Raw genomic sequence first — 13390 nt, forward strand, 5'->3', positions numbered from 1 at the left:
TCGGGGATGGCCCGGAACATGCGTCAGCACCGTCACAAACGGTTATCCGCGTTGGCGCCCGGCGGTCGGGAACGATCGCGCCCCGCCGAGCGTTCGACCACATGACGCGGTGCGCCAGACCAGTGCCGCGCAGGGAGGATTCCATGACGGCGACACTCGCCCCGCAGCAGTCTCGCGACGCCGAGGCCGTCCTGCACGAGTCGACCCCCGACGTCGTCCCCGAGACTACTGCGCTCCAGACCGAGGCGGAGGCCCAGAGCGACCTCGACGCCCAGAGCCCGGCTGCCGACCTCGTGCGCGTCTACCTGAACGGTATCGGAAAGACGGCACTTCTGACGGCGGCCGACGAGGTCGAGCTCGCGAAGCGGATCGAGGCGGGCGTGTACGCGGCCCACCTGCTCGAGGACGACACTCTCGACGCGGACCGCGCGAGGGATCTCCGGGCGGTCACCCGCGACGGGCGACGGGCACGGGCACACCTGCTCGAGGCCAACTTGCGGCTCGTCGTCTCGCTGGCCAAGCGCTACACCGGCCGCGGGATGCCGCTGCTCGACCTCATCCAGGAGGGCAACCTCGGCCTCATCCGGGCGGTCGAGAAGTTCGACTACTCGAAGGGCTTCAAGTTCTCGACCTACGCGACGTGGTGGATCCGCCAGGCCATCACCCGCGGTATGGCCGACCAGGCCCGCACCATCCGCCTGCCCGTCCACCTGGTCGAGCAGGTCAACAAGCTGGCCCGCATCAAGCGTGACCTGCACCAGACCCTCGGCCGGGAGGCCACGAACGAGGAGCTGGCAGAGGAGTCGGGGCTCGGGGTCGACAAGGTGTCCGACCTGCTGGACCACAGCCGCGACCCGGTCAGCCTGGACATGCCCGTCGGTTCCGAGGAGGAGGCCCCGCTCGGGGACTTCATCGAGGACGCCGAGGCCACCGACGCCGAGTCGACGGTGATCTCCGGACTGCTCCACGACGACATGCGCCGGGTCATCGCCACGCTCGACGAGCGCGAGCAGAACGTCATCCGCCTGCGGTACGGGCTCGAGGACGGGCAGCCGCGCACGCTCGACCAGATCGGCAAGCGCTTCGGGCTCTCCCGCGAGCGTGTCCGCCAGATCGAGCGCGAGGTCATGTCGAAGCTGCGCGAGGGCGACCGCGCCCGCAAGCTCAAGGCGTACGCCGCGAGCTGACCGGCCGACGATCTCACGCGCTGCGACGGCCGCGGCCGAGCCGGGCCCCGACCGGGTCCCGGTCGGCCGTCCGGACCGCGACGATCCCCTCCCGCCATCACCGATCGTTGCGGAATCGATGCCGACGGGACCGGTCACGGCCGCCCGGCTGCGCGCTTGACCCCTCCGTTCGGGAGCGGCCATGCTTCCACCAGCACAGGCGGTGTGACGCCGGGCACGCCGGATCGGCGGTACCACCGGTGCATCCGGGATGTGGCGACCACGAGGGTCGTCGGCGACGAGGGACCGGGACGGCCGGGGGCCGGCCCGGTCTCTCGGCTTTTCCGGGTACCGGGTCAGCGGATCTCGCCCGTGAGCACCACCCGGCGCTGTTCCAGGTCGGCCGCGAGCGTCACCTCCAGCGGCGGATAGCGCAGCTCGCGGGTGCACGGGCCCGTCGAGGTCGTCGTCTGCAGCACCCGCACCGTCACCGCCTCCGCGGTCTGGTCGACGAGCTGCGCGGTCGCCTCGGTGCATCCGCCCGCGCGGCCGTAGACCCCGACAGTGCGCGGGCCCCGGGTCCACACGAGCGTCGGGAACCCCGGCGGCAGACCCGAGGCGTCGACCCGGGAGGCGTCGAGCGTCGTCGTGCCGTCGGGCGGGTCGGCGACCAGCGGATCGACCGGCACCGGCGGGGTGGAGGTGCCCCCCGGCGGTGCCCCGGTGGCGATCGTCGGCGGGGTGCTGGGACCGGCCGGGGGCGGCGGGGAGGTTCCCCCGCACCCGGCGAGCAGCAGGGCGGCGCCGAGCAGCGCCGACGGGAACAGCACGGTCATCCGGAGCGCAGGCATCGCCCGGAATTGTGGGGGGACTTCGTCGTCCCGACGACGAAATCCGCTCACATGGGCTATCCCCCGAGGCGCCGGGGCCCCGTGTCGCGCGGTCCGGGCGGCGGGCCGAGCACCGCGCGCATCGACGTCGGGTAGGCCCCCTGCTCGGCCGCGAGGATCGGGTCGAGCACCAGCGAGCGCAGCTCCGGGACGTGGTCGACGAGCTGGCCGACCCGCAGCAGCAGGTCCTCGAGGGCGCCGAGGTCCATCGGCCGGGTGCCGCGGTACCCGTCGAGCAACGGTGCGGCCCGCGGGGCCCGGACGAGCGTGTGGGCGTCCATCGTCGACATCGGGGTCGCGCAGTAGGCGCGGTCCCCGAGCAGTTCGGTGACCACCCCGGCGAGGCCGAACGACACCAGCGAGCCGAACGACGGGTCGTCCCGCAGCTCCACGACCACCGGCATGCCCGGCGGCACCTGGACCTGCACGTCGACCTCCGGCGAGCCGGAGAGCTGCGCGAGCTGGTGGTAGGCCGACGTGACGGCCTCGGGGTCCGAGAGCCCCAGGCGTACGCCCGCGAGGTCGCTGCGGTGGCGCCAGGTCCGCACCACCGTCTTCACCACGACCGACCCGCCGAGCTCCGCCGCGGCAGCCACGGCCTCCTGGGCGGACCCCGCCCGGCGGAAGGGCGCCACCTGGATCCCGACGCAGCGCAGCAGCGCGTCGGTCTGGGAATCGGTGAGCACCGTCGCCGTCTCCAGCGGCCCGAACCCCTCCACGTACGCCTGCGCGGCCGCGACGTCGCAGCCCTCGGGGACGACGAAGTCGCCGACCGGCCGCTCGAGCCACTGGGTGTAGCGGACCACTCGCGCGAGGGCGACGACCGCGCGCTCCGGCGACGGGTAGGACGGCACGCTGCCGCGGGCGGGGACGTCGGGCCCGCCGGCCTCGGGCTCCGAGGGCACCACGAGGTGCTCCGGCACCCCCGCCGAGGCGAGGAACGTCGTCGTCACCGGCTTGTCCGCGCCGGTGACGACCTCGGCGAGCGCGTCGGCGTGCGCGGCACCGTCGGTGGACACCGGCGGGGAGAACACGATGACCAGGGCGTCGCACCCGTCGTCCTCGAGCGCGCGCAGGGCCGCGTCGGCGAGCAGCGCCGGCTCGGCCATCGCCCCCACGTCGACCGCCGGGAACGCCAGGTGCATCCCGTGGGCGAGCGCGACGTCCGCGGCGAGTACCCCCAGCGCGCTGGAGTTGCCGACGATGCCGATGCGCGGCCCCCGCGGCAGGGGCTGGTTGGCGACCAGCAGCGCCACGTCGAACAGCTCGTCGACCGAGGCCACCCGGATCACGCCGGACTGGTCGAAGACCGCCGCCACCGAGGCCTCCTCGAGCGGCGAGGTCGACGCCGCGAGGCCCGGCGTCGCGTGCCGCCCGCTCGCCACCGCGACCACCGGCTTGCGCCGCGCCAGCCGCCGGGCCACCCGCGCGAACTTGCGCGGGTTCCCGAAGCTCTCGAGGTAGAGCAGGACGACGTCGGTGTCCGGGTCGGTGTCCCAGTACTGCATGAGGTCGTTGCCCGAGAGGTCCGCGCGGTTCCCGGCCGACACGAACGTCGACAGGCCCAGCCGCCGCCGGGCCGCCGTCGCGAGGATCTGAATGCCCAGCGCCCCGGACTGGCAGAAGAAGCCCACCCGGCCCGCGGGCGGCATGTGCGGGGCGAGCGAGGCGTTGAGCCGCACCCCGGGCGCCAGGTTCGCGACGCCGAGCGCGCTCGGCCCGACCACGCGCATGCCGCGCGCGCGGGCGAGGGTCACCAGCTCCCGCTGCGCGGCGATGCCGTCCTCGCCCGTCTCGCCGAACCCGGAGGTGACGACGACGAGCGCCTTCACCCCCTTCGCGAGGGCGCCGTCGACGACGCCGGAGACCTCGCACGCGGGCACCGCCACGACCGCGAGATCGACGTCGTCGGGGATGTCGAGCACCGTCGGGTACGCCCGGACGCCGCGGACCGAGCGGGCGTCCGGGTTCACCGGGTACACCGGCCCGGTGAAGCTCTGCGCGAGCAGGTTCGCGAACACGACGTGGCCGACCTTGCCGGGGTCGACGGACGCGCCGATGACCGCGACGGAGCGAGGGCTCAGGACGTTCGCGACGCTGCGGGCCTCGGCGGCCTGCTCGCGGGCGCGTCGGACCTCGGTGGAGCGCTCGGTGGCGGCGACGTCGAACTCGAGGTGCAGCGTCGAGCCCTCCAGCGCCCGGGTCACGTCGTAGCCGGCCTGGCGGAAGGTCCGCACCATGGCCCGGTTCTCGGCCAGCACCTCGGCGACGAACCGGGTGATCCCGACCTCCTCGGCCGCCGCGGCCAGGTGCTCGAGCAGGATCGACCCGAGACCCCGGCCCTGGTGGTCGTCGCGAACGACGAACGCCACCTCCGCGGCGTCCGCCGACCCGCCCTCCTCGTCCGGCCGGAGGCGGACGTAGCGGCCGATCGCGATGATCTCGTCGCCCAGCCACAGCACCAGCCCCACCGAGTCGTGGTGGTCGACCTCGACGAAGCGGCGCAGGTCGCGCGCCGGGATCGTCGGGTAGGGGCTGAAGTACCGGTAGTAGCGGGTGCGCTCGGAGAGCCGGGAGTGGAAGTCGACGACGGCGTCGGCGTCGCCGGGGCTGATCGGGCGCAGGTGGGCGGTGACGCCGTCGGCGGCGACGACGTCGGCCTCCCAGTGCCGTGGGTAGGGCGCGTCGGGCGCCGCACGCATCGGGACGGTCTCGGCGTCCATGTCCGACGTGCCGATCCCGGCCGGGGCGTCGGAATCCTCCGCACCGGGTGTCTCGGTGGGCTGCGAGCTCATGGTCTCCCGTCCAGATGGTCGCTAGTCCAGGACGTTCTGTGGTTCCAGACCGTGCAGCGGGAAGACCGCGCGGCGGGTCTCCAGGACGAAGCGGTCGACGTCGATCTCGGTGTAGCCGCCCCAGGGCGACCAGTCGGTGGACGCGTCCTCGGTCATGCTCGTCGGGAGCGGGCGATTCGAGCGCCCCGCCGCGTACGACGTCCACGAAGCGGGGATCGGGCGCTGCGGGTCGACGTCGCGGTCGAGCACCGTCGCGAGCAGGTGGGTCCAGGAGCGCGGCACCCCCCGGAACAGGTTGTACCCGCCGCCGCCGAGGGCGAGCCACTTGCCGCCCGCGTACTCCTGCGCCAGTCCGCGGCACGCCTGATAGATGGCGCGGTGGCCGTCCACGGTCAGCGAGAGCTCGGCCAGCGGGTCCTCGTGGTGGGTGTCGGCGCCGCACTGGGTGACGAGGATCTGGGGCTCGAAGGCCCGTAACAGGGACGGCACGACGGCGTGGAACGCGCGCAGCCACGCCGGGTCGCGGGTGCCCGGTGGGAGCGGGAGGTTCACCGCGGTGCCCGCGGCGGTGCCGTCACCCATCTCGGAGGCGAACCCGGTGCCCGGCCACAGCGTGCGGGGGTGCTGGTGCATCGAGATCGTCATCACGCGGGGGTCGTCGAGGAACGCCGCCTGGACGCCGTCGCCGTGGTGGACGTCGGTGTCGAGGTAGGCGATCCGCGTGTAGCCGTGATCGAGCAGCCAGGAGATCGCGATCGCGCAGTCGTTGTAGATGCAGAAGCCCCAGGCGTGGTCACGCATCGCGTGGTGCAGGCCGCCCGAGAGGTTCACCGCCCGGTCCGCGCGCCCTTCCGCGATCTCGCGGGCGGCCGCGATCGAGCCGCCCGAGATGAGGGCGGCCGCCTCGTGCATCCCCTCGAAGATCGGGTTGTCGGCGGTGCCCAGCTGGTGGACCGGGTCGTCGCCGTGCTGCGGGGCCCGCCGGACGGCGTCCAGGTAGGACGCGACGTGGACCCGCTCCAGCTCCGCGTCGGGCGCCGGGGTCGGCACGAGCGGCTCGATCCCCTCGAGCACGCCGAGCGAGCGGGCCAGGCGCATGGTCAGGTCCAGGCGCACCGGATGCAGCGGGTGATCCGAGGAGAGCTTGTACGCGAGCAGGGCCTCGTCCCAGACCACCGTGGTGCGCATGGGGCCGACGCTACCGACGACGTCCCCGGGCCGGGCTCAGGCGCCCGTCGCGACCGGGCGCTTGCCCGCGCACCAGTTCGACCAGGACCCGACGTAGAGCGCCACCGGGTCGGTGGGCGGGCGCACGCCGGCGATCTCGGCCGCGAGCACGAGCATGGTCGCGCTCACCCCCGAACCGCAGTACGCGCCCACCGGGCCCGCCTCGCCGACGACGCCGGCCAGCGCGGCGGACAGCTCCTCGGGTGAGCGCCATCGGCCGTCGGCATCGAGCATCGAGCCGGCGGGGAGGTTGCTCGCCCCCGGCACGTGGCCCGCGACCGGGTCGATCGGCTCGGTCTCGCCGCGGAACCGTTCCGGGGCCCGGGCGTCGAGCAGCACACCCGAGCTCGCCATGGCGACCGCGGCGTCGGCGGTGAGCACCGGCATCGCGCCTGCGCTGATGGCGATGTCGCCCTGCGTGCGGGCGCCACCGGACCGGGTCGAGATCTCTCCGCCCGCCGCGGTCCAGGCGTCGAAGCCGCCGTCGAGCACCCGGATCCGCTCTGGCGCCAGCCCCGCCCAGCGCAGCACCCACCACGCCCGGGCGGCGGCCATGCCGTCCCCGGCACCGACGCCGTCGTGGACGACGATGCCACCGCGCGAGCCGATGCCGGCACGGCGCAGCGTGGTCTGCAGGTCGTCGGGATCCGGCAACGGGTGCCGGCCCGCCGGGCCGGGCGGACCGGCCAGGTCGGTGTCGATGTCGAGGAACACCGCGCCCGGCACGTGCCCCGCGTCGAAGTCGGGCTCCCCCACCGGGTCCGGTCGGCGACGGGGCTTGCGACCCTGGGGCGGCGGGACGAGCCGCCAGCGGACGTCGAGGACGACGGGGCGCCCGTCGGTGCCGGCGGGACCGCCGGCGAGCTCGGAGATCAGGTCCTTGGCGGCGACGAGCGGCGCTGCAGGGGTCGGCACGCGACCATCGTGCCCCTCCTGTCGCCGCGCCGCGGTCCGCGGTGTCTTCCCGCCTCGGTAGGATCGGACACGGGACGGAAGGGGTGGGGATGAACGACCTCATCGACACCACGGAGATGTACCTGCGGACGATCTACGAGCTCGAGGAGGAGGGGGTCACCCCGCTCCGGGCGCGGATCGCCGAGCGCCTCGAGCAGAGCGGGCCGACGGTGAGCCAGACCGTGGCGCGCATGGAGCGCGACGGCCTCGTGCAGGTCGCCGGGGACCGTCACCTCGAGCTCACCCCCGAGGGCCGGGCCAAGGCCGTCTCGGTGATGCGCAAGCACCGCCTGGCCGAGCTGCTGCTCGTCAACGTCATCGGCCTCGAGTGGGAGCACGTGCACACCGAGGCCTGCCGGTGGGAGCACGTCATGAGCGAGGCCGTCGAGAAGAAGGTCTTCGCGCTGCTCGGCGAGCCGGCCGTCTCCCCGTACGGCAACCCGATCCCCGGCCTCGAGGAGCTGCGCGGCGGGCCGACGGAGCTCCCCACCCGCACCCCCACCCCCGACGAGGCCGGGCTCGTCCGGCTCGACGAGTTCGCGCGCTCGGGTGGCGGCAACGTCGTCATCCGCCGCATCGCCGAGCACGTGCAGCTCAACGAGGTCCTCATGGCCGGGCTGAAGTCGGCCGGGGTCCTGCCGGGCAGCGACATCGAGGTCGTCGGGATCCCGCGCTTCGGTGACGCCGTGAACATCGGGCACGCGGGGCAGCGCTCCGAGGTCGACCCGCTCGTCGCGCACGCGGTGCTCGTCCGGGCCGTCTAGCTCTCCGCCCCGGTCCCGGGCGGGCGCACAGAGCTGTGCGTCAGAATCGTGGTCATGAAGCTGCTCGTCACCGGAGGCGCCGGCTACGTCGGCAGCGTGTGCACCGCCCACCTGCTCGCCGCGGGCCACGAGGTCACGGTGCTCGACGACCTCTCCACCGGCCATCGCGACGCCGTACCTGCCGCCGCCACCTTCGTCGAGGGCGACGTCGCCGCCGCGGCCGGTGACGTGCTGGGCGGCGGGCAGTTCGACGGCGTGCTGCACTACGCGGCCCGCTCGCTGGTCGGCGAGTCCGTGGTCGACCCGGCGAAGTACTGGCACGGCAACGTCGTCACCTCGGTGGCGCTGCTCGACGCGGTCCGGGCCCACCGGGTCCCGCGGCTGGTGTTCTCCTCCACCGCCGCCACCTACGGGGAGCCCGAGACCAGCCCGATCACCGAGGACTCCCCCACGCGCCCCACCAACCCCTACGGCGCGACCAAGCTGGCGATCGACCACGCCATCACCTCCTACGCCGCGGCCTCCGGTGGAGAGCTCGGCGCGGTGTCGCTGCGCTACTTCAACGTCGCGGGCGCACACCGCCCGGCCGACGGCCCGATGCTCGGCGAGCGGCACACGACCGAGACCCACCTCATCCCGCTCGTCCTGCAGGTGGCCCTCGGCGAGCGCGAGCACGTCTCGATGTTCGGGGACGACTGGCCGACCCCGGACGGCACCTGCGTGCGCGACTACATCCACGTCGACGACCTCGCCGCCGCCCACCTGCTCGCGCTGACCGGCGCCGAGGCGGGCGGGCACCTGGTGTGCAACCTCGGCAACGGCACCGGCTTCTCGGTCCGCGAGGTCGTCGAGGCGTGCCGGCGGGTGACCGGGCACCCGATCCCGGCGATCGTCGCCCCGCGCCGCGCCGGCGACCCGGCGGTGCTCGTCGCCTCCGCGCAGCGGGCCCGCGCCCGACTGGGCTGGGCGCCGGAGCGTGGCGACCTCGACGGCATCGTCGCCGACGCCTGGTCGTTCGCGCAGGCCATGCGGGTGGGAGCGGGCGCGTGAAGGCATCGCCGCTCGTCCTGTTCGACCTCGACGGGACCCTCGTCGACTCCGGCCCCGGCATCCGCGCCTCGATCCGCCACGCGGCCGCGGCCGTCGGGATCCCGGAGCCCACCCCCGAGCAGCTGCGGGCCCTCATCGGGCCGCCCTTCCCGGCGGCGTTCGGCGACATCCTCGGGGTCGACGTCGCCACCGGGGACGCGATGATGGCGGCGTACCGCGAGCGCTACGGCGGGGGCGCGATGTTCGACGTGGCGCTCTACGACGGGATCCCCGAGGCGCTCGAGGAGCTGACCGCCCGCGGCGACGTCCTCGCCGTGACCACCAGCAAGCCCGTCGTCTACGCCGCCGAGATCGTCGCGCACCTCGGGCTCGCCGACGCGTTCGCCGGCGGGGTGCACGGCGCCTCGTCCGACGGCAGCGTCGAGGGCAAGGCCGCCGTCGTCGGGCTGGCGCTCGCCCGGCACGGCGACGGTCCCGTCGTCGGCCTGGTCGGCGACCGCCACCACGACGTGGAGGGCGCCCGCGCCCACGGGCTGAGATGCCTGGGGGTGTCCTGGGGCTTCGGCAGCCGGGAGGAGCTCGAGGCCGCGGGCGCGGCGGACGTGATCGACAAGCCCGCGGAGATCCCGGCCGCGCTCGCCTCCCTGGGGTGATGACGCCGGGGTGATCAGGCCGCCAGCCGGGCGCCGGCCTCGGCAGCGGCCCCGGCGACCATCTCGCGGACGTCGCCGGGGGCGACACCGGACGCGACGATGCTGTCGAGCAGCCGGCTGAGCCGGTGGTACGGGTCGGCGTGCATGGCGCGGTCCAGGGCCACGGTGAGCGTGGCGCCGCCCCCGTCGTCCAGCGAGGCGAACGCAAGCAGCGTCGCGGGTTCGGCCACCTCCGGAGCGGGGACCGCCCGCGTGAGCACGGTCCAGAGCGTCCGGGCGTGGTCCGGGTCGACGGCGTCGTCGTGACCGGCGGCGAAGCCCAGGCAGACGTCGCGCACCCGCGGATCGCACAGCGCCACCGCGAGCCGCGCGAGCTCCTCCTCGGCGAGCACCACACCGCGGCCGATCTCCGCCGCCGCGTGCCGGACCGCCTCCAGGTCGCGCCGCGCGGCACCGAGACCGGAGAGCTCCCGGTCGGTCAGCGCGGCCTGGTGCGCATCGTCCACCAGACCCCGGCGCCGGCGGCCACCCGCGGCGGCGTCGGCGGCGAGGACCGCCTCCACCTCGGCGCGTGAGGCGTAGGTGACCCGCCCCGTCGCCGCGGTCTCGGCGGCGGCGAGGGTGCCGGTCGGGTCGGGCAGGGTGCCGGTGCACCCGCAGTCGTCGTAGCACCGCCACGGGGCGCCCGCCGCGATCCGGGCGGTCCACACCGCCCCGGTCACCGGCACCCCCACCGCCGCGAAGGACGCGGTCAGCGCGTCGACGAGGCCCGCGTGCGGCGGGCGCTCGCCCGGCTCGGCGTCGGAGACGACCACGACGAGGAGGGAGTCGGGCTCCGTGCGTACCAACCGGTCGCGCACCGCGGCGGCGAGCGTCCGGTCGGTCTCGGCCGCGCCGGTGTGGGCGGGGTCGGGCGAGCCGGTGTCGGCGGGGTCGGGCGGGAGGTCGACGCGGGCCATCGCCCCGACGCGGCTGCGCCCCCCACGGCGGTGCATCCCCATCGCCACCACGGAGTCCTCCGGGACGAAGCCCAGCATCGCCGGGAGGGACGCGACGAGCTCCGGCGGCGTCCCGAGCCGGACGACCACCGGCTCCTCGGGGGCCCTGCCGCGCCGGGGGGCGGGCATCGTGGCGGGACGACGGGACGGGCGCTTCTTCCTGCTGCTCATGTCCCTTGGACTCCGCCGGCCGCGATCGGCTCCACGGATCACCCGGACGGCCGCAGGCGTCGACGGGGGCCGTCATCGGGTCACGCAGAGGCCCCACCCACCCGGCACGACGGCGGCACGGTGGACTACCTGGTAGACGCCGTCCTCAACGACCCGACGCTCTCCGAGGCCTACGAGGTCGCCGCCCTCGACGCGACCAACACGATCCGGGCGCTGGGCGCGCTCGGTTAGTGAGCACTGATCGGTGCCGGGCACCGATCAGTGCTCACCCCCCGTCAGGAACCCGGCCGGTCAGGAACCGGTCGGGAAGCGCAGCAGCGCGCCGACGTTGTCGACGAGCTCGGTCCCGGCGCCGAGCACCGCGACGTCGCCGCCCAGCGCCCCGGTCGCCCGGACGAGCACGTTCTCCGCGGGCCGCGCGACCGGCTTCGCGTCCGAGATCTCGCGCAGGTTCGCGGGGTCGGTGGACAGCGCCTCGGGGCTGTCGCCGACGTACAGCTCGCCCGGGACCGGCGTCCCGTCGACGAGCAGCAGCGTGGCGACCGCGCCGGTGCGGGCGGCCTCGAGGACCGGCTCCAGTCCCTCGACGGCGTTGGCGTGCGCCTTCGCCTCGTGGAACTGCCGCCGCACCGCGGTCTCCTGCTCGGTCGCGGCCCGGCCCGCCTCGGTGAGCAGCGCGTCCTCGAGGGCGTCCTCGCTCGCGCCCGCCGCGCGGCTGCCCGCGTCGACCTCCCGGGTGATGTCGAGGAGCTCCTTCGGCAGCTGCTCGCGGACCACCTCGCGGCCCTGCACCTCGCCCGCCAGCACCAGCACCTCGGGCCGGAACGACGACGCGGCGCTGCGGACGCCGGCCACCACGTCGGCGGCGTTCTGGTAGGTGGCCTGCTCGTGACGGCGCTGGCGCTGCTTGTGGGCGTTGCCGCCCTCGCGCGGCTTGTGGACGTTCTCGACCGCCGAGCCGCTGATGGTCTCCTCGGTGAGCTCCCGGGCGCCCTCGGCGTTCGAGGCGATGACCTGGTGGACGTCGCCGCCGGTCTTGTCGGCGACCACCAGCAGCACCCGGACCGAGCCCGACTGCGAGCGGTAGTACGCCCCGAGCTCGGGCAGCGGCGACCAGATCGCGGAGTCGCCGGAGGCGTCCACCGCGTCGACGGTCTCGTCGAACAGCACGCCGTCGGGCGAGGCGACGACCACCCGGCCGTAGGCGTCGAGGTCACCGCCGCGGGCGGTGCCCAGCACCTCGTCCAGCGCGGCCACGGTCTTGTCGTCGGCGCCCTGCTCGGACAGCGACTTCGACAGTCCGCGCCAGCGCAGCTCGGTCTCCTTGGCCCCGTTCTCGCCCGGGCTGCGGGCCTCGAGGTAGACCGTCGCGAACGGCCCCGGCCGTTCGAAGAGATCCCGCGTGCGCGACAGGTCCATCCGGAGTTCCTCCTTCTCGCCGCGCCCACTGGGGTCCGGGCGCGGATGTCGTCAATGCCTGGGGTACTCCGTACCCGGTCGGCCCCGGACGGCATGCGTCGAATCACCGGAGATGCAGCGCAGGTGGGATCACCAGCCGCGAAGGTCGACCGCCCAGGTGTCGAGCACCTCGTCGCCGCGCACGAGGTGCATCCGTTCGTGAAGCGCGACCGTCGGGTCGACGTGGGCGGGGACGACGAGCACCCGATCACCCACCCGGACGGGAGCGGCGTCGGCGGCGGGCGCGAACGTCACGTGCTCGTCCGAGCAGAACCACACGTGTCCTCCCCCCGTCGCTCCACTCGCCCCGGGGCATCCGGGGATCGTCGGGTTCCCGTGGTCCATCCCCAGTGCCTTGAGCCCGACGTCGGCGACGGCGTAACCGGGCATCTCGCCGCGCGGCGGCGCCACCGACACGGCGGTCCCGAGCACGTGCAGGGCCTGGGCGTAGCCGACACCCGCGGCGGCGTAGACGGAATCCATGAGCGCGTACGACCCGGCCTGCATCTCGGTGACCCACGGGTTCATCGCCGAGGTGCCGGTCCCGCCGCCGGAGACGATCTCGCCGCCGACGTCGGCGTGCGCGGCGAGCAGCAGCGCCATGCACCCCTCGGTGAGTCGGGCCCGCTCGGCGGCGTCGGGCAGCGCCTGCAGGTGGCCCTCGTAGCCCATGACCCCCCGGACCTGGAGTCCGCGGGCGCGCGCCGCGTCGGCGAGGGCTCCGGCCTCCGTCGGAGCCGTCCCGCAGCGGGGCAGGCCGACGTTGACGTCCACGAGCACCTCGCGCACCCCGCCGGCGGCCGCGGCGGCGACGGTCTCCGGGGAGTCGACGGCCACCGTCACACGGGCGCCGCGGTCGACGAGCGTGCCGAGGCGCCGGGTGTCGAGGACCTCGTTGGCGAGCAGCAGGTCCTGGCCGAGCCCGGCCGCGACCATGCCCTCGACCTCGCGGATCGTCGCGCACGTGAAGCCCGGGTGGCCGTGGGCGGCCTGGCGGTGCGCCAGCGCGGTCGTCTTGTGCGCCTTGACGTGCGGGCGCAGCGTCGCGCCGGGCCAGCGGTCCGCCATCGCCGCGAGGTTGGCCTCGAGGGCCTCGGTGTCGACGACGAGCGCGGGGGTCTGCAGGTCAGCGAGCGTCTGCGTCATCGGGCCGCCCTTCCGAGGATGCGGTCGAGGTGGGCGTTCCCGAACCGGCCCTCGGGGTCGAGGTGGTCGCGCAGCGCGAGGAACGCGTCGAACTCCGGGTACGACGAAGCCAGCTGGG

At 74.8% G+C, this 13390-nt stretch carries 12 protein-coding genes; 4 read left to right on the forward strand and 8 right to left on the reverse strand.

Going from position 1 to position 13390, the window contains the following annotated elements; all coding sequences use genetic code 11:
• Positions 1-143: 143 nt before the first annotated feature.
• On the forward strand, positions 144-1187 hold the full coding sequence (locus VGI02_RS13655) for a sigma-70 family RNA polymerase sigma factor (protein WP_331627932.1): 1044 nt from the start codon (positions 144-146) through the stop codon (positions 1185-1187).
• Positions 1188-1522: 335 nt separating this feature from the next.
• On the opposite strand, the gene VGI02_RS13660 is transcribed toward VGI02_RS13655, so the two are convergent.
• From VGI02_RS13660 to VGI02_RS13675, 4 genes are all read right to left on the reverse strand, one after another.
• A complete protein-coding gene (locus VGI02_RS13660; RefSeq protein WP_331627933.1) occupies positions 1523-2017 on the reverse strand; it encodes a hypothetical protein in 495 nt (164 codons plus the stop codon).
• A 56-nt stretch (positions 2018-2073) separates the two neighbouring features.
• Positions 2074-4758: a bifunctional acetate--CoA ligase family protein/GNAT family N-acetyltransferase gene (locus VGI02_RS13665; protein WP_331627943.1), complete on the reverse strand. Its 2685-nt coding sequence runs from the start codon at positions 4756-4758 to the stop codon at positions 2074-2076.
• 114 nt (positions 4759-4872) lie between these two features.
• The gene (locus VGI02_RS13670) at positions 4873-6039 is read right to left on the reverse strand and encodes an acetoin utilization protein AcuC (RefSeq protein ID WP_331627934.1); all 1167 of its coding nucleotides are present in this window, start codon (positions 6037-6039) and stop codon (positions 4873-4875) included.
• Between the two features lie 36 nt (positions 6040-6075).
• Positions 6076-6993 carry a sulfurtransferase gene (locus tag VGI02_RS13675; RefSeq protein ID WP_331627935.1) on the reverse strand — a complete coding sequence of 306 codons (918 nt, stop codon included), beginning with the start codon at positions 6991-6993 and terminating at the stop codon, positions 6076-6078.
• Between the two features lie 89 nt (positions 6994-7082).
• On the opposite strand from VGI02_RS13675, the gene VGI02_RS13680 reads away from it, so the two are divergent.
• From VGI02_RS13680 to VGI02_RS13690, 3 genes are read left to right on the forward strand one after another with little or no spacing between them, the layout of a single operon-like run.
• Complete coding sequence (locus VGI02_RS13680) at positions 7083-7796, forward strand: iron-dependent transcriptional repressor DtxR (protein ID WP_331627936.1); 714 nt, start codon at positions 7083-7085, stop codon at positions 7794-7796.
• A 54-nt stretch (positions 7797-7850) separates the two neighbouring features.
• Positions 7851-8846, forward strand: a complete 996-nt coding sequence (gene galE, locus VGI02_RS13685) for a UDP-glucose 4-epimerase GalE (RefSeq protein ID WP_331627937.1) — start codon at positions 7851-7853, stop codon at positions 8844-8846.
• A complete protein-coding gene (locus VGI02_RS13690; RefSeq protein WP_331627938.1) occupies positions 8843-9499 on the forward strand; it encodes an HAD hydrolase-like protein in 657 nt (218 codons plus the stop codon). Before galE ends, VGI02_RS13690 begins: the two co-directional genes overlap by 4 nt.
• A gap of 14 nt (positions 9500-9513) precedes the next feature.
• Here the strand turns inward: VGI02_RS13690 and VGI02_RS13695 are convergent, their stop codons facing one another.
• From VGI02_RS13695 to VGI02_RS13710, 4 genes are all read right to left on the reverse strand, one after another.
• Positions 9514-10668 carry a DUF4192 domain-containing protein gene (locus VGI02_RS13695; RefSeq protein WP_331627939.1) on the reverse strand — a complete coding sequence of 385 codons (1155 nt, stop codon included), beginning with the start codon at positions 10666-10668 and terminating at the stop codon, positions 9514-9516.
• A gap of 291 nt (positions 10669-10959) precedes the next feature.
• Positions 10960-12087: a baeRF2 domain-containing protein gene (locus VGI02_RS13700; RefSeq protein WP_331627940.1), complete on the reverse strand. Its 1128-nt coding sequence runs from the start codon at positions 12085-12087 to the stop codon at positions 10960-10962.
• Positions 12088-12216: 129 nt separating this feature from the next.
• On the reverse strand, positions 12217-13272 hold the full coding sequence (locus VGI02_RS13705) for an alanine racemase (RefSeq protein WP_331627941.1): 1056 nt from the start codon (positions 13270-13272) through the stop codon (positions 12217-12219).
• Entirely contained in the window at positions 13269-13385 is a 117-nt protein-coding gene (locus VGI02_RS13710) for a D-arabinono-1,4-lactone oxidase (protein ID WP_331627944.1), read from the reverse strand. The genes VGI02_RS13705 and VGI02_RS13710 overlap by 4 nt, the downstream gene beginning before the upstream one ends.
• Positions 13386-13390 lie beyond the last annotated feature (5 nt).

The sequence above is a fragment of the Actinomycetospora sp. genome, from assembly GCF_036497245.1.
Taxonomy (GTDB): domain Bacteria; phylum Actinomycetota; class Actinomycetes; order Mycobacteriales; family Pseudonocardiaceae; genus Actinomycetospora.